Source organism: Aeromonas sp. Y293-4 (assembly GCF_027705905.1).
Classification (GTDB): Bacteria; Pseudomonadota; Gammaproteobacteria; order Enterobacterales; family Aeromonadaceae; genus Aeromonas; species Aeromonas veronii.
The window spans coordinates 36198-52148 of sequence record NZ_JAPDCI010000008.1; the positions used below are offsets into that span (position 1 = coordinate 36198).

Below are 15951 nucleotides of genomic sequence, written 5' to 3' on the forward strand. Positions count from 1 at the left end.
AATGGAGAGGTGATTACATGAAACATTCCACCCTGCACAATCAACAGATCGTCATTATCGGTGGTACCTCGGGTCTTGGCCTGGCCACCGCCCAACAAGCGATCGAGCAAGGCGCCAAGGTCATTATCGGCGGTTCCAGCCGTGAGCAGCTTGCCACTGCACTGGCTGAACTGGGCCCAAGTGCCAGTGGCCATCAACTGGATATTCTCGACGTCGACTCCATCAATCACTTTTTCAACCAGCTGGATTCGCTGGATCATCTCGTCATCACCGCCGCCGTCATGCGACCAGGCAGCTTTCTCACCGCTGCCATCGAGGATTTGAAAATCAACATGGACAGCCGATTCTGGGGAAGTGTTCATGCGATCCGCGCCGCAGCACCCAAACTGTCCGAACGCGGCTCCATCGTGCTCACGTCCGGAATGGTGACGCGCCGCCCACAACCGGGTAAGGCACTCCCTGCCGTTGCAGCTGGCGCGGTTGAAACGCTGGCTCACAGTCTGGTTACCGAGCTGACCCCCCGTCGGATCAACGTCATCAACCCGGGCCCCATGCGCACTCCCATGCTGCTTAAAGCACTGGGCAATGACCCACAAAAAGTGGCTGCCGTGGCGCAAAGCCTGCCGTTGAAACGCTTGGGAGAGGGAGAGGATTATGCGCAGGCCGCACTGTTCCTGATGAGCAACAACAACATGAATGGTGAAGTGCTTCACCTTAATGGTGGCAGCGCCTGGGCATAACGCCCTTCTGACGGTCTTCTGCGCTCGCGCTTGCCAATCTGTCATCGCAGGCAAGAACGAGCGCAGGGGACGAGCATCATCGCCGTATCAGTGTGCTCCCCAATGGCGATGACATCCTGCTGAGTGACAATACCCAGCCCGTCACTCGTCTGTTTCCACCCGGTTGCGCCCCGCCTCTTTCGCACGATACAGCGCATTGTCGGCACGCTGGATCAAGGCCGCCAGATCCTGATCATCGTCTCGCAGAGAGGCACACCCGATACTGATAGTTACCGGGTACGACATGCCGGGCAGCGCCCGGTTGGCGACCGAGTTACGGATCCGCTCAGCCACCCGGCACGCTTCTTCAAGGCTGGTATCCGGCAGCAGGATCAAGAACTCCTCTCCGCCGGTACGCCCCAACTGATCCTGGTGCCGCAGCTGACGATCTGCCGCTCGAGAGACCCATTGCAGCACCCTGTCTCCTTGATGATGGCCCAGGGTATCGTTGATCCGCTTGAAGTGATCGATATCGAACACCAGCAAGCAAAATGGCGTGCCCTGCCTGCGAGCCTGCGCCAGCATATCGCTGCCCTGCCGTAGCACCCGACGGCGGTTGTTGATGCCGGTCAGCTCATCGGTAAAGGCCAGACGACGCATCCGACGGTTGCGATCAAGCAGCCACCCCATCGTCAGCAGCGCCAGTACCCCGCAAAGCACCATCACCACCAGCAGCCAGAACCGACGCTCCTTGACCTGCTCCAGCTCCTGCTGCTGCAGTCGCTGCTCGACTCGCAGTCGCTCGTTCTCCCCCTCCTGACGGGCCAGCTCAAACTCGCCGCGAACCCAGGCCGTGCTCTGTTCCCGTAACAGCTGATCGAGCCGCTGCTCCTGCACCAGATGCTCCCGCAATGCAGCCAGCGCCGCCGGATAGTCGCCTTGCAACTCAAGCGCCCGACTGCGTACCCAGTAGAGCTCGAGCAAAAAGCGTACGTGCCCTTCCACCTTCAAAATCGGCTCAATCTTCTCAAGCGCACGCAAGGCTGGCGCCGGTTCCTGCTGTTCGACTCTCAACCTCGCCCGCACCAGCTCGAGATGCGCATGGAGGATGGGGTCAACATCGGGAGAGAGCACCTTCGCCGCTTGTGCCAGCAAGCGTCCGGCATCAGCGGGGCGATCCAGCCCGAGCAGAGCCTCGGCCTGCATCACCATGCGTTCGGCATGCTCAATCAGATATTGAGGCTGATTATAAAAGGCCGCACTGCGTTCAAGCTCGCCCAGCGCATCCTGATAACGCCCGGTCTGCAGATAGACCATCGCCAGTTGATCACTTAGCCTTGCCGAGCCAAACCCGTCGTGACTTCTGGCAAAATGCTCGCTCAACCGGTTAAGGGTGGCGAGCGCTTCGGCGTAGAGGCCCATACGACGAAATGTGGCTGCAATCTCGAGCTGCGCCTGGTGATACCAGGTGGGCAACCCCAGCTGTTCGTAGATATTGTGCGCCTTGGTGAGATCCATCAGCCCCTGGCCTGAGACCCCCTGAAAAGACAGCATGGCCCCCCGGCGGGCCAGCGCCAGCGCCTCCAGCTTTGGCAAGGCGGCCTCTCTTGCCAGCCGCAGCCCCTCATCGTAATCGTGACGAGCCTTCGCTACCTCGCCGAGCAGCTGATTGAACCAGCCGCGGCAAATCGTCAGCTCCGCCACGGCGGCGTCATCACCCTGCTCGCGCGCAATGGCCAGCATCCGCTCCGCATTGGCGATGGCGGTACGGGACTCCTGCATGTCATCGGCCGATTGGGCCCAGCAAGCCAGACGACTGATCCGCATCTGCTGCGACGGCGGATAGGCGTTGCCGTCCCGCTGCAAACGGGCAAGGCGCTCCCGCAACAACTCGATCGGCTGGTAGACCCGCTCCATCCCTCCCAGTTCATTTTCCAACTGCTCGGGGGACAAGGGTTTGGCTGCCAGCCCGAACACCGCCAGCAACAGCAGCAAGGCAAGTCGGCTCATACATACTCCGGATCAATGGGAAAGATCATCGGGCAAGCCGATGCCGGAAAATCATCATCTTTTGCCCTGTAACAATGGTTGTAAAGGCTATCACCCGGACAGAGAGCCCGAATGGCAGGCTAGTCACATTTTACTGCGATATCATCGCGTTGGAATAAAGCGGGGACGCACAGCGAAAAAGAGGGGGCGGGATAACAACTCAAGAGGGGTTGCCCCCTCCCGGTCACTAGTGATGCTGCCAGCGCCGCAGCAGCCGACCACGCAGGCCGCAATCGAGCAGCCAGCTATTGTCAAATACCCGCAGCAGCGCCTGCTTGGCGTGGCGGGACATGGCGACGGCGTGAAAACGGGTCTGGCGCTGGCGATATCGGTTCATCTGATCGAGCAGGGGATGAGGCAGGCTCTGGGCGATAAAGTCGGAGATGACCAGCACATCCGCCTTGGCAAAGGCGGGATCATCGAGCTTGGCCAGCGCTTTTTCCAAGCAGGGCACCAGATCGGTACCGCCGTGAAAACTCATGGAGAGAAAGCGCTCCGCCTTGTCCAGACCGGTATCCGCGGTGATCTCGAGGGTCGCCACCTCGGTGGAGAAGAGCATCAGGTAGCAGCCGCGCTTCTCATCCATCGCCACCTTGAGCAACGCCAGAAACAGCGCCTTGGCACACTCCTCGGGATAGCCGCCCATGGAGCCGGAGGTATCGACGCAGACGATAAAGGGGCCTCGCTGCTGCAACTGCTGCCCCCCCTGCTCCGGAGTGCGCAGCATGATGCGTTGACGCGGCAAGGTGCCACGTGACTGGTAGCTGAGCAGACGCCGCTCCAGATAGCGGCGGTAGAACTCCAGCTCCAGCTCGGGCAGGCCCAGCATCACAGCCTCGCTTGGCAGTAGCCGCATCAGATCGCTGGCCTGATGAATGCCTACCAAGTCGTCCGGCACATCATCGCTGGGAGCGGGCTCCAGCTCCAGCACCTGAACCGGCGGCACAGGTTGCTCCTGCGCCCGCCGATCCCGCTCGCTGCGCCCGAGCAGGCCGGCAATCTCCGCCAGCAAGGGCTCGCGCTGCAACATGCGGGCGTATTGCTTGACCAGCACCAGACTGCGCTTGTGCCAGTGCCCCTGCGCCAGATCCCAAAGACCACCAGCGGAGATCTGGTTGGGATCGAGGGCATCGGCCAGGGTGCGGCTCGCCAGCAGCTGATCTTCAATCTCCTGACGCTGCTTCTCCCGCTCCGCTTCGGCTATCTGCTGCTGCAGTTGCAGCAGGCTTCCCACCAGACTGGCGCGCCACTTGTCGATAAAGAGCTGGCGCAGCCCCTCGGTGGGGTGGGCCGTCAGCTGACGCACCAAGGATCTGGCCTCACCGGCGAAGGGGCTGTACTGCTCCAGCGACTCCAGCAAGCCGGGCAGGCGACCAATCAGCTCGGTCATCGGCAGTTGCCGATGCGCCTGATAGAGCAGGTACTCCTGCTCCAACGCCACCGGCACCGGCTTGTGACGGATCTCCTCACCAAGCTGCTCGCCCCAACTCTGCAGGCGCTTTTTCAGCAGCTTGCCCTGTAGCGGGGAGCGTTTGATAAATTCGGAAATCTTGGGTGAGGCCGCCAGCAGCGCCACCACCTCTCCCGCCAGCTCACCCTCTCCCATGAGAAGGCCCAGATCCAGCATGCCGATCTCAAGCATGAGCGCTCCTTACTCGTCCAGCCTTGGCAACCGCTCGCGCCACTGGGTCAGCTCGCTACGCAGCAGTTCGAGATCCCGGTTCAGCACGAAGAAGCTGTCTTCCACCTGCTGCAGCCAGCGCTGGGCGATAAAGAGGTGTTGCTGGTGACGCTCGAACAGGCTGCGCTGCTGCTTGAGTATCTGCATCACCTTGCCGACCTGAACCAGCTGCTCGTCGAGTGACTGCAACCAGGGCGCCAGCACCACCTCGGGGATGGCGTTGCGCTCCATTAGCACCAACGGGATCTGCTGGCGCTGGATATCGAGCACCTGCAGCCGCAGCTCATCGTCCAGCACCAGCTCGTAATGCCCCTCTTTCGGGTTGCCGAACTCATAACCCACCAGCGCCTCACCGGTGGGATGCCAATGGGAGAGCAAGGTGCGATCGAACACCAGGGTGCGGGTGAGACGCTCGGGATCGCTGCCATCCAGCGGCGCCGGGGTGAGCAGATGGAAGTGCACCTGCTTGCCAAAGGGTCTGGCATTGGCAAGCGGGATCTCGATGCCCCGAGCCCGCCGGCCAAACCACTGCTTGCGTTGGCGGGCCTTTGTGCAAAGGCGCTGGGCCACGCTCTGTTTGAGCTGTTTGAACTGATCCCGAAGGGCGAGTAGCTGACGGGTCATCGCCAGTTGCTGATAGCCGTAGAGACGGGAGAATTCGGTCATCATCTCCAGCAGGGCGGTGCGGGACTCCTCGTCATGCCAGAGACAATCCTTGAACAGCAGCAGATCTACCGGTGCGACCTCATCGCGGCCATTGAAGAAGGCACTCGCCTTGATGAGCCGTACCGCCTTCTTCCAGCGGCGATCCGACACATAGCAGCGATGGGCCAGCTGACTGTCGAGCTGCTGGCGCAGCTGATAGATAAGCTCGAAACAGGCATCCGGCAAACGCACCTGTTCAATCTGGCTCTGCCACTGCTCGTACTCATCCCCCCGGATCTGCAGGGATTCCGGCAGGTTCTGGTGGGCGTGGCCATCGCTGGCCAGCATGGATTGAAAGTTGGCTTTCTCCTGCACCCGGTCCATCCAGATCCGCACCAGCATCCGGTCGTAGAGCGCTTCCAGCCCGCTGTCCGGTGCCGGCAGCTCGTTGGAAGCAGTCACCAGCAAGCGCATCGGGATGGGGTGCTGGCTGTCTCCGTTGCGAAACTGCCGCTCGTTGATGGCGGTGAGCAGGGTGTTGAGGATGGCGGGACCGGCCTTCCAGATCTCGTCGAGGAACACCACCTCAGCCTCTGGCAGATAACCTGTGGTGAGGCGCAGGTATTTGCCATCCTCTTTCAGCGCCTGAATGGAGAGGGGGCCGAACACCTCCTCCGGCGTACTGAAACGGGTCATCAGGTATTCAAAGTGGCGGGCGTCGTGAAAGGCCAGCTTGAGGCGGCGGGCGATCAGGCTCTTGGCAATACCGGGTGGCCCCAGCAAGAAGACACTCTCACCGCTGAGGGCAGCCAGCAGACCGAGGCGCAAGGCATCCTGCCGTTCGTAGAGTCCCTCACCGAGGGCGGCCAGCAGCCGGGGCAAGCGCTCCTGGATGGGAATAAGACGCGCAGGATTCTGGGCTTGAGCTAAAGACGACATAGAGAGTGTTCCGAAGCTGGGATGATGTTAGCCCCAAGGCGCGATATCCATTTGCTCGACCTTGGGTTTTGTCTTGTTATGATGTTTATTCTGGTATCTCTTGCCGCACAATACCCGCCTCTGGCAGGAAAAAACGCAAAGGCAGTGCGATACCGTATCGACAGCGTGCTGCGCCCATGCATAGCCAGTGTCGTGATGAGCACCATGCCCGCATGCGCCAGATGATGCGTTGCAAAGGGTGCAGCAAAAGCGGTTCGAGTGTACCCTGCGCAACACAATTTTCCCCAATGCAGATCAAGAGTGAGTCGCCTCAAATGCAAGATCCCGTTCGTCAGAGCATGTTGGCCCGCATGGGCATTCAAAGCTGGCAACTGCGTCGTCCGGCATTGCTGGGCGCAGCTCCCGCTCCCGAGCTTGCGCAAGATACCGTGCAGCCCGACCAGACAGCACCGGCCACCCGCGCTCCGCTGCCCAGCGGCAAACTCTGGCTGCTGGCGCCTCAGCTGCCTGCCACCACGCTGCTGGCGGATATCTGCCAGTTGCTCGGCATGACCCCCGACGAGGTCTCACTGCTCAGCGAGCTGCCGCCTGCCGATCTACAATCGGCGGGCGCCTCCCCTCTGCTCTGGCTGACGGAGGCCAACCCCGCGCGGCCAAATGCGCTGATCTGCCCGCTCGCCCCCAGCGCCGCGCAAAAGCGCGCCCTGTGGCAACAGCTGCGCCAGCACCTTGCGGCCAGCGCGGCGTGATCCTGCATCATGCCGCCAAGTCCCACTGTGATGCCGCTCTTTTTACCTGATTTTACAAATGCCGCCTCTGCAACCTCTGCTAACCCCAGTGCCCAACATCTTGCCATCCGGAGCCCCCATGCCTGAGTTTCGTCCCCTGCTCGAGAGCGATTTCGCCCTTGTCTACCCCATCGAGCAAGCCGCTCACAAGGAGCCGTGGAGTGAGGCCAACCTGCTCTCCTGCTTCGGTCCTCGCTATCTCAACGGTTTGATGCTGGTCGATGGTCGCCCGGCGGGCTTCTATATCTCGGATCTGGTGGCCGGTGACAGCTCGCTGATGAATATCTGCGTGCATCCGGCGTTTCAGGGCAAGGGGTTGGGACGGGCGCTGTTGCAAGCCTATCTGGCGCGCAGCAAGCAAGCCGGGGCTGAGGCCTGGTTTCTCGAGGTGCGGGCCGGTAACCAGACCGCCATCAACCTCTACGAGAGCGCCGGTTTTGCCGAGTATTGCCGCCGCGCCGACTACTACGGCACCGGCAATGACAGGGAAGATGCGGTGCTGATGTCGCGACTGTTCGATTTCGGCTGATCCAGCCTGTTCGTCGCGCCAAAGCCTTTTGTCCCCCCTCAATCGAGGGGGGCGTTGTCCAGCGCGGGCTCCTGCAAGGCCAGGGTGGTATGTACCACCGCCTCGAATCCGGCACCGGAGAGCGGCATATAGAAGCCACGCTGCCAGGTTTTTCCCGGCATCCAGATCTGGTCGATATCCACCACTATCTTGATGGGTCTGAGGGGCTGCCCCGGCTGCTGGATATAGATGCCGGGCGGTGTGGCGACTTTGGGAAAGCGGCGCAGGATCTGCTCGCTGCCATCCCCCTTGCCCGGGCTGAGCCGCACCTTCACCAGCCGGGCAAGCGGGCCAGCCATCTCCTTGCTCTGCCAGAATTTCTTCTCCAGATCGCCGCAGCGGCGGCACTTGGGGGTCTCCAGCACATAGAGCAGTGGATAGCCCAACGCCAGCGCCTGTTGCTGCGCCTGCTGATACCCCTCGGCCCCCTGATACCAGGGATTGGCGGGCCCCTGTGATGACGTTCCGGCAAAGAACCAAAACGCAGCGCCCCCCACCACCATCAGCCCGACCGCGGCCAACGCCCCTTTCACCCACAGATTCATATCGTTAACCCTCTCTCTGCCTCCTAGCAGTATCGGCCAGTCTGCGCAAAGGGAGAGCTATTTGCGCTCTTTGTGATCCAAGACAAACAGCGAACACTTGTAAGCTGTAATGTTGGAGTTTAAACTCTAGCCCGATTTTTAGTGCCCTCGCGGGCGTACAACTGTAATTAAAGGATGTTTAACTGATGCCGAAGCTTCATCTGGTTCGACTGATGCGTGAACGTATTGCCCAGCTTGGCAACAAGGCTGCCCTGCGGGTTCAGCAAGATGGCCAGTGGCGCGCCATCGGCTGGCGTACTCTGGGCCAGGCCATGGACTACTGCGCACAGGCGCTGATCCGTGCCGGCCACCAGCCAACCGAAATGGTCGGCATCTATGCCCGCAACATGCCGGAGTGGACCCAGGCCGATCTCGGTATCCTTGCCGCCCGCGGTGTCAGCGTCCCTATCTACCCCACCAGCACGCTCGATCAGCTGCGCTACATCGTCAAAGATGCCGGCATCAAGGTACTGTTCGTTGGCGAACAACCTCAGTTCGATCAGGCGCTGACCCTGCTGCAAAACGGCGAAATCCGCCAGATCGTCGCTCTCGATGGCAACGTCAATCTGCGCGGCTGCGAGCATGCGAGCCACTTCCAGACATTTCTGGTCTCCGGCAACCATCAGCCCAGTGAACAGGAACTGCGAGTACGGGAAACCCAGTACCGGATGGATGATCTGCTGACCCTGATCTACACCTCCGGCACCACAGGCGAGCCCAAGGGGGTCATGCTCGACTTCAGCAACATCGCCGCCTGTTTCGAGATGCACAACAGCCGCCTCGACCTCAATCAGCAGGATGTTTCGCTCTGCATGCTGCCGCTCAGCCACGTGTTCGAGCGGGCCTGGAGCTACTACGTGCTCTACTGCGGTGCCGAGAACGTCTATATCCGCGATCCGCAGAAGGTGATGGATGTGATTGGCGAGGTGCAGCCGACCGTGATGTGCGCCGTGCCGCGCCTTTACGAGAAGGCCTACGCCATGATCCAGGCAAAAGTTGCTCAGGCTCCGGCTCTGCGCCGCGCCCTGTTTGGCTGGGCGACCAAGGTCGGCAAGCAGATGGTTGCCACCCGTCAGGCGGGCAAGTCCGCCTCTCCGCTGCTCTACGGCCAGCTCTGGCTTGCCGAGCGACTGGTGTTTCGCAAGCTGCGCGCCCGCTTTGGCGGCCGCACCCGCTTCCTGCCGGTAGCGGGCGCCCGTCTGGCCGACGATGTGAACCTCTTCTTCCAGGCGATGGGACTCAACCTCAAGTACGGCTACGGCATGACCGAGACCACCGCCACAGTCTGCTGCTACGAGGATAGCCAATTCAAGCTCGGCTCCATCGGCACGGCACTGAACGGCATCGAGGTGAAGCTGGGTGAGAACAACGAACTGCTGGTGCGCTCCCCCACCGTAATGCGCGGCTACTACAACAAGCCGGACGCGACCGCCGAGGTGATGACCGAGGATGGCTTCCTGCGTACCGGCGATGCCGGTGAGCTCGACAGCCAGGGCAATATCTACTTCACCGAACGTCTCAAGGAGCTGATGAAGACCTCCAACGGCAAATACGTGGCTCCGCAACTGGTGGAAGGGACCATCGGCAAGGATCGCTTTATCGAGCAGATCGCCATCGTCGCCGATGCCCGCCACTTCGTCTCGGCGTTGATCGTCCCCTGCTTCGAGTCGCTGGAGGAGTACGCTCGTTCCATCAACCTGCAGTACCAGTGCAAGACCGAGCTGCTGCGCCACTCCCGGGTAATGGAGTTCTTCGAAGCCCGCATCGCCGACTTGCAAAAAGAGCTGGCCAAGTTCGAGCAGGTGAAGAAGTTCACCCTGCTGCCGAGCGCCTTCTCCATGGAGCTGGGTGAGCTGACCCCCACTATGAAGCTGCGCCGCAAGATCATCGAGGCAAAATACCAGAGCGAAATCGAGGCCATGTACAACCACGTCTGATATCGCTCAGGTTCAGAGAAATAAAAAAGCCGCTCACTCGAGCGGCTTTTTGTTGGCACTTTGGTCGGTACGAACCCGTCTTCAGGCTGTAGTTGTACTGGTACCGAAGTAGTCGGCCAGGAAGTCATCGAACGACAGGCTGTCGCTGCGCTCGCGTTCGCGCTGCTTGGCCAGCGAATCCTTCGCCTCACCGGCAAAGTAGGCCTCATCCCAGTACTGCAGCTCCCCTGCCAGCAGCTCCTCGCGATAGCGGGTCGCCAGCTTGTCGCCGTAGCAGCCGTTGTCTTTGCCGCTCTCCAGCAGCTCCTTGAGCATGCGGGCGGAGTAGGTGAGCTCGGGGTTGAGCAGCTTCTCGCGATGCATCGCCAGCGTCTCGCGATAGCGGTTGCGGCCGCAGCAGCGATCCAGCAGGTCGGCCACCTGAGCCAGCTCGTCGAACAGTTTGAGGCCGTACTCTTTGAGGCCAATGGCATTGCCCTGCTCATCTTCCAGCGTCAGGCCGGGACGACGCCCTTCCAGCACCACCTTGTTCTGGTTGCGGCGGTTGCGGGCAATCTCCTCGTCACTCAACACCGGAGAGGGACGCAGCAGGCACCAGACCAGGAACAGATCGAAGAAGCGGATCTGGTCGGCATCGATGCCGAGCGGGGTGAAAGGGTTGACGTCCACGGTGCGCAGCTCGATATATTCGATGCCGCGCTGATCCAGCGCATCCGAGGGCTTCTCGCCGCTGCGCGGGGTACGCTTGGGGCGGATTGGGGCGTAGAGCTCATTCTCCAGCTGCAACACGTTGTCGTTGAGCTGACGATACTCGCCATCCACCTTGACCCCGATCTTGGCAAAGTCGGGATTGTGGGTGTTGATGGCGCGGCGCAGGCTGCTGACATAGGCTGGCAGATTGTCGTGGCTGATCTTGAGCCCAGCCTGGGCGCTGTTGGTATAGCCAAGATCGGAGAGACGCAGCGCGGTGGCGTAAGGCAGATAGAGGGTGCCCTTGCCGGTCTTCTCGAACGGCAGGTTGCTCTTGCGCCCTTTGAGGAAGGATTCGCAGATGGCCGGGGAGGCGCCGAACAGATAGGGCACCAGCCAGCCGAAGCGGTAGACGTTGCGAATAAGCCCCATGTACTTGTCGGAGATAAAGCGCTGGCTGCAGCACCCTTCGCACACCAGATCCTGCCACTCGCTCCAGAAGCTGTCGGGCATGGAGAAGTTGAAGTGCACCCCGGCGATCACCTGCATCAGGCTGCCGTAGCGGTTCTTCAAGCCCTGACGGTAGAGGGTCTTCATCTTGCCGATATTGGAGCTGCCGTACTGGGCCAGCCGGATGCTCTCTTCCCCGCCGACGAAGCAGGGCATGGAGAGCGGCCAAATCCGCTCGTCACCCAGATGCTGAATCACATGGTGATGGATGTCGCCGAGCTGCTCCATCAGACTGTCGATGGAGTCGGTGGCCGGGGTGATGAACTCCAGCAGGCTCTCCGAGTAGTCGGTGGTGATATTGGGATGGGTCAGGGCCGAGCCCAGCACCCGGGGATGGTCACTCTGGGCGAGTCGGCCATCCGGCGTGATGCGCAGGCATTCACGTTCGATCCCGCGCCGGATCCCCTTGAGCGCGGTGAGGCGCTCCGGTGATCCCAACGCATTCAGCAACTCGGTGAGCGACAAGCTTGTTGTAGTCATATTCACGGCTCATGTGAGGCCGCCCCATCCGGGGCGGCTCTTGATTTTTATAAAGCGTCAGTTACGGCAACTGCAGCGGATAGATGGGAAGATGAAGCTCCTTCAGGGGTTTTTCAAGCTTTTGCTTGTCTCCCACCACCACGATCACCATGTCGGCCGGATTGAGCCAACGGGCAGCACTGGCCTTCAGCGCCTCGGGCGACACCGTTTTGATCAGGTTGTTCTGGGCCTGCACATAGTCCGGTTTCAGGTCATACATCACCATCTGCAGCAGGAAACCCGCCTTCTGGCCCAAGGTCTCGTAAGAGAGGGCATCCTGCTGGGAGACCGCGCTGCGCATATAAGCCAGCTCGACCGGGGTCGGGCCGCTCTTGCGGTAGTTGTCCATCTCCTTGAGGAACTGGCGGATGGCATCCACAGTCGCATCGGCCCGCACATTGGCGCCGGTGGCGAAGGTGCCCACCTCGCGGTTGGCGGAGAAACCCGAGCTGGCGCCGTAGGTGTAGCCCTTGTCTTCCCGCAGGTTGAGGTTGATGCGGCTGTTGAAGTTACCACCCAGGTTGAAGTTCATCAGCCCGGCTGTGAAGTAATCCCCCGTGGTATCGAACGGCATGGCGCGACGACCGATGCGGATCACCGACTGAGGCGCCCCCGGTTTGTCGACCAGATAGATGCCCGGCTTGGCCTGCTCACCCTTGAGTTTGAGATCTCCCAGGGTTGGCGTTGCCCCCTTCCACTCGGTCAGGAAGCCAAGTTGCTCCTCGATCTGCTTCTGGTCCACATCACCGACCACCACCACTTTGGCGTTGGTGGGGTTGTAGTAGGCCTGATAGAAGTGCTTCACGTCAGCCAGGGTCAGCTTGGCCACATCGGCCGCTACCCCGTCGGTAGGTTGACCGAGGCGGTTCTGCTTGCCGTAGACCAGCTCGCGGAACGCCTGCCCGGCCAACCACTCGGGCTGCTGCTGGGCCTGTTGCATCCCTTGCAGCAGCTGCGCCTTGACCCGCTCGAAGTCAGCCTCCCGCATGCCCGGGCGCTCCAGTACCTCGCGCACCAGCGCCAGGGTCTGGGGCAGCTTGTCCGCCAGCGAGCTGACGGTGATGAGGTTGTTGTACTGGGCGCTGGAGACATCGATGGAGGATCCCAGCTTTTGCAGCTCGTCGCTAAGCTGAGCCTCGGTCAGGCGCACCGAGCCCTGCCCCATCATGGCGGCAGTCAGATTGGCCAGCCCAAGCTGCCCCTTATCTTCGGCACGAATACCGCCCGGCAGGGCGATCATGATGGAGACCGCGGGGATCTCGTCACTCTTGGTGCCAATGATCTCGATGTTCTTGTCGAGCTTGCCGTGCCAGATGGCGGGCACCTTGACGCTCACCGCCTCGCTCGCCTTGGGCTGCACGCTGCGATCGAAATTGTCTTTTACCGGTCGTTCGGCCAGCGCCTCGTCATGCTTGCTGTAATCCGGCAGCTCGCGCTTGGCGGGGGTAAAGTTCGGGGTGGCAACCTGCCACTCTGTCTTGCCCTTGGGCACCACGCTCAGCACCACCGCAGGCTTGTCGGCGATGAACTTGTCGTAGGCGGCCTTCACCTGCTCCGGTGTCACCTTGCCGATAGCATCCAGCGTCTTGAACACATAGTTGGGATCCTGGGCAAACACCTGACCCATGGCGAGCTGGCTCACCTTGCCGGAGACGCTATCCAGACCCCAGATGGCTGAGGCTCGGTACTTGGCGATCGCCTTCTCCAGATCTTCCGGTTTGAGGCCGCGCTGGGCGAATTCGCCGATCACCTTGTCCACCTCCCCCTTGAGGGTCTTGAGGCTGCCATCCTGCGACGGATTGGGGTAGGCGTAGACGGTCAGGGTACAGGCCAGCTCTTCGCAGTAGTGGGACGCCCCCACATCGATCGCCTTGCCGGTTTTCACCAGCGACTGGTAGAGCATGGAGCTGGCGGAACCGCCCAGCACGTCGGCAAACATGTCGAGTGCCGGCTCCTGCGGATCGCCAAGGGATACGGTGGGGTAGCTGATATAGAGCAGCGGCAGGTGCACCTTGTCCTGCAGCGTCACATAGCGGGTCTCGGGCAGAGTCACCGGCTTTGGCGTCGGCTCGGCCACGTCCGGGCCGCGCGGGATGGAGCCGAAGTACTTCTCGATCCACTCGAGAGCCTGCTTGCTGTCAAAGTCGCCGCCCAGAGTCAGGGTGGCGTTGTTGGGGCCATACCAGCGCAGGAAGAACTGCTTGAGGTCGTTTACATCGACCCGGTCGAGATCTTCCACGTAACCGATAGGCTGCCAGGAGTAGGGGTGAGTACGCGGATAGAGCGCCTCCCCCACCTTCTCGCTCACCAACCCGTACGGCTGGTTGTCGACCCGCTGGGCCCGCTCGTTCTTGACGGTGGCGCGCTGGATCTCGAACTTCTTCTGGCTCACCGCATCGAGCAGGAAGCCCATCCGATCCGCCTCCAGCCAGAGCACTTTTTCCAGCTGGTTGGCCGGCACGGTTTCGTAGTAGTTGGTGCGGTCCTTGTTGGTGGTGCCATTCATGTCGCCACCGGCTTCGTTGATGATCCGCATATGCTCCTGATCACCAACGTGTTTCGAGCCCTGGAACATCATGTGCTCGAAGAAGTGGGCGAAACCGGACTTGCCGACCGTCTCGCGGGATGAGCCGACGTGATAGGTCACATCGAGGTGCACCAGCGGATCGGAGCGGTCGGGGGCCAGGATCACGGTCAGGCCGTTGTCCAGTTTGTACATCTGATAGGGGATGGCGAGCTTGCCCTCCTCCTTGCCCTGTTCGGCGATCAGGGTCGGTGCCGCCAGCACCGGCAGGGTGAAGCCCAGCAGAATCGTTAAAGGTATGACTTTGTTCACGGTAACCTCGTGAGTGACAAAAACAGGCTAGAAAATGTGACTGGCCAGCAGAAAAACCAGGGCATAACGGAACAATTTGCCGAGCCCGATCAGAATGAGAGAGCGCCAGAAGGAGAGGCGTAGCCAACCGGCCAACAGACAGAGACCATCACCGACCACCGGCGTCCAGGCAAGCAGCAGACACCAGTGACCATGTTGTTTGAGCCAGCCTAAGGCTTTTTGTTCCCCACGGCCTTGAAAATCTTCCGGTTTTTTCTTGAAGGTGGCGAGCCAGCCGAGCCACCAGGTAGTCATGGAACCGAGGGTATTGCCCAGCGTCGCCCACAGCAGCAGGCTCGCCATGCTCCACTCCCCCTTGGCCGCCATGGCCCCCAGCAGCACTTCGGAGCTACCGGGCAGCAGAGTGGCTGAGGTGAATGCGCTTAAAAAGAGCCACCCCAGCCCCATCTCCATCATCTCGCTCATCCGGGATAGCCATCGGCCGCAGGCATCCGCAGCAGCAGCTTGCCACGCACATGGCCCCCTTCGATGGCCTGATGGGCCTGCGCCCCCTCGGCCAGGGGGAATTCACCGGCGAGGGTGACCTTTACCTCCCCCTGACGCAGCAGCATCAACATCTGACCCAGCTGCTTCTGGTCAGGGTGAACCAGCATGCCGACCACTTCGATCCCCGCCGCAGCCCCAGCATCCTTGATCTGCTGGGCAGTGATGGTGGGTACCGTCACCAGACGGCCACCCGGTTTGACACAGGCCAGCGCCGCCTTGCCACTCTCGCCACCCACCAGATCCAGCACCAGATCGACCTGACCGGCCTCTGCCACCACCCGTGCGGGCCAGTTCGCATCGTGGTAATCCACCATCCAGCGCGCCCCCAGTGCGTGCAGGAAGCCATGGTTGTCGGGGCTGGCGGTGGCCACCACCTCGGCGCCATAGGCGTTGGCAAACTGCACCGCCAGATGGCCGACACCACCGGCACCGGCGAGGATCAACACCCGCTGGCCGCTCTGGAGGGCGCCGTGCTCAAACAGCCCCTGCCAGGCGGTGAGACCGGCCAGCGGCAGCGCCGCCCCCTGCTGAAGGCTCACTCCGTCGAGTTTGACCAGCTCGCTCTCGCTTGCCACCACAGACTCCCCGTAGCCACCTGCGGTAAGAGGAAAACCGACCATGCCGCACACCCGCTCCCCCTCGACCAGCGAGGTTACGCCGGGGCCCACTTTCTCTACCACGCCGGAGATGTCATAACCCGGTGTCCAGGGCAACTTGTCCTTGTTCTGGGCCGCCGCCCAGCCAAGACCGGCGCGGGTTTTGGCATCGATGGGGTTCACCCCCGCAAAGCAGATGCGCACCCGCACTTCGCCATCGGCAGGCACCTTATCGAGGGAAGGGTTGAGCTTGAGTACCGAGGGGTCACCGAATGCGGTAATCTGTAGTTGCGTCATTGCACAATCCATCCTGTTGATTGATCAAGGGTCAACAGAATAACAGC

The 15951-nt window shown here is 61.3% G+C and carries 12 protein-coding genes; 4 read left to right on the forward strand and 8 right to left on the reverse strand.

Going from position 1 to position 15951, the window contains the following annotated elements; translation table 11 throughout:
* Positions 1-17 precede the first annotated feature (17 nt).
* Positions 18-740, forward strand: coding sequence for an SDR family oxidoreductase (locus OKC31_RS10680; RefSeq protein WP_247823927.1), 723 nt, complete (start codon positions 18-20; stop codon positions 738-740).
* Positions 741-881: 141 nt separating this feature from the next.
* On the opposite strand, the gene OKC31_RS10685 is transcribed toward OKC31_RS10680, so the two are convergent.
* The 3 genes from OKC31_RS10685 to OKC31_RS10695 all read right to left on the reverse strand — a co-directional run bounded on the left by OKC31_RS10685 (position 882) and on the right by OKC31_RS10695 (position 6033).
* Complete coding sequence (locus OKC31_RS10685) at positions 882-2729, reverse strand: tetratricopeptide repeat-containing diguanylate cyclase (protein ID WP_270656966.1); 1848 nt, start codon at positions 2727-2729, stop codon at positions 882-884.
* A 226-nt stretch (positions 2730-2955) separates the two neighbouring features.
* The gene (gene viaA, locus OKC31_RS10690; protein ID WP_139473182.1) at positions 2956-4410 is read right to left on the reverse strand and encodes an ATPase RavA stimulator ViaA; all 1455 of its coding nucleotides are present in this window, start codon (positions 4408-4410) and stop codon (positions 2956-2958) included.
* A 9-nt stretch (positions 4411-4419) separates the two neighbouring features.
* The gene (locus OKC31_RS10695; RefSeq protein ID WP_236284975.1) at positions 4420-6033 is read right to left on the reverse strand and encodes an ATPase RavA domain-containing protein; all 1614 of its coding nucleotides are present in this window, start codon (positions 6031-6033) and stop codon (positions 4420-4422) included.
* A gap of 314 nt (positions 6034-6347) precedes the next feature.
* Between OKC31_RS10695 and OKC31_RS10700 the strand changes: the two genes are divergently transcribed.
* Complete coding sequence (locus tag OKC31_RS10700) at positions 6348-6782, forward strand: DNA polymerase III subunit psi (RefSeq protein ID WP_247823925.1); 435 nt, start codon at positions 6348-6350, stop codon at positions 6780-6782.
* A gap of 118 nt (positions 6783-6900) precedes the next feature.
* Entirely contained in the window at positions 6901-7350 is a 450-nt protein-coding gene (gene rimI, locus OKC31_RS10705; protein ID WP_042053375.1) for a ribosomal protein S18-alanine N-acetyltransferase, read from the forward strand.
* A gap of 38 nt (positions 7351-7388) precedes the next feature.
* Here the strand turns inward: rimI and OKC31_RS10710 are convergent, their stop codons facing one another.
* Positions 7389-7892, reverse strand: coding sequence for a hypothetical protein (locus OKC31_RS10710; protein WP_409013580.1), 504 nt, complete (start codon positions 7890-7892; stop codon positions 7389-7391).
* A 227-nt stretch (positions 7893-8119) separates the two neighbouring features.
* On the opposite strand from OKC31_RS10710, the gene OKC31_RS10715 reads away from it, so the two are divergent.
* On the forward strand, positions 8120-9910 hold the full coding sequence (locus OKC31_RS10715; RefSeq protein WP_247823924.1) for an AMP-dependent synthetase/ligase: 1791 nt from the start codon (positions 8120-8122) through the stop codon (positions 9908-9910).
* An 81-nt stretch (positions 9911-9991) separates the two neighbouring features.
* Here OKC31_RS10715 and gshA read toward each other — a convergent pair whose 3' ends face one another.
* The 4 genes from gshA to OKC31_RS10735 all read right to left on the reverse strand — a co-directional run bounded on the left by gshA (position 9992) and on the right by OKC31_RS10735 (position 15904).
* On the reverse strand, positions 9992-11590 hold the full coding sequence (gene gshA / locus OKC31_RS10720; RefSeq protein ID WP_088870144.1) for a glutamate--cysteine ligase: 1599 nt from the start codon (positions 11588-11590) through the stop codon (positions 9992-9994).
* 61 nt (positions 11591-11651) lie between these two features.
* Positions 11652-14465, reverse strand: a complete 2814-nt coding sequence (locus OKC31_RS10725; RefSeq protein ID WP_204484132.1) for a M16 family metallopeptidase — start codon at positions 14463-14465, stop codon at positions 11652-11654.
* Positions 14466-14492: 27 nt separating this feature from the next.
* Positions 14493-14930, reverse strand: a complete 438-nt coding sequence (locus OKC31_RS10730) for a YqaA family protein (protein ID WP_005348990.1) — start codon at positions 14928-14930, stop codon at positions 14493-14495.
* On the reverse strand, positions 14927-15904 hold the full coding sequence (locus OKC31_RS10735; protein WP_181223566.1) for an NADP-dependent oxidoreductase: 978 nt from the start codon (positions 15902-15904) through the stop codon (positions 14927-14929). Before OKC31_RS10735 ends, OKC31_RS10730 begins: the two co-directional genes overlap by 4 nt.
* Positions 15905-15951 lie beyond the last annotated feature (47 nt).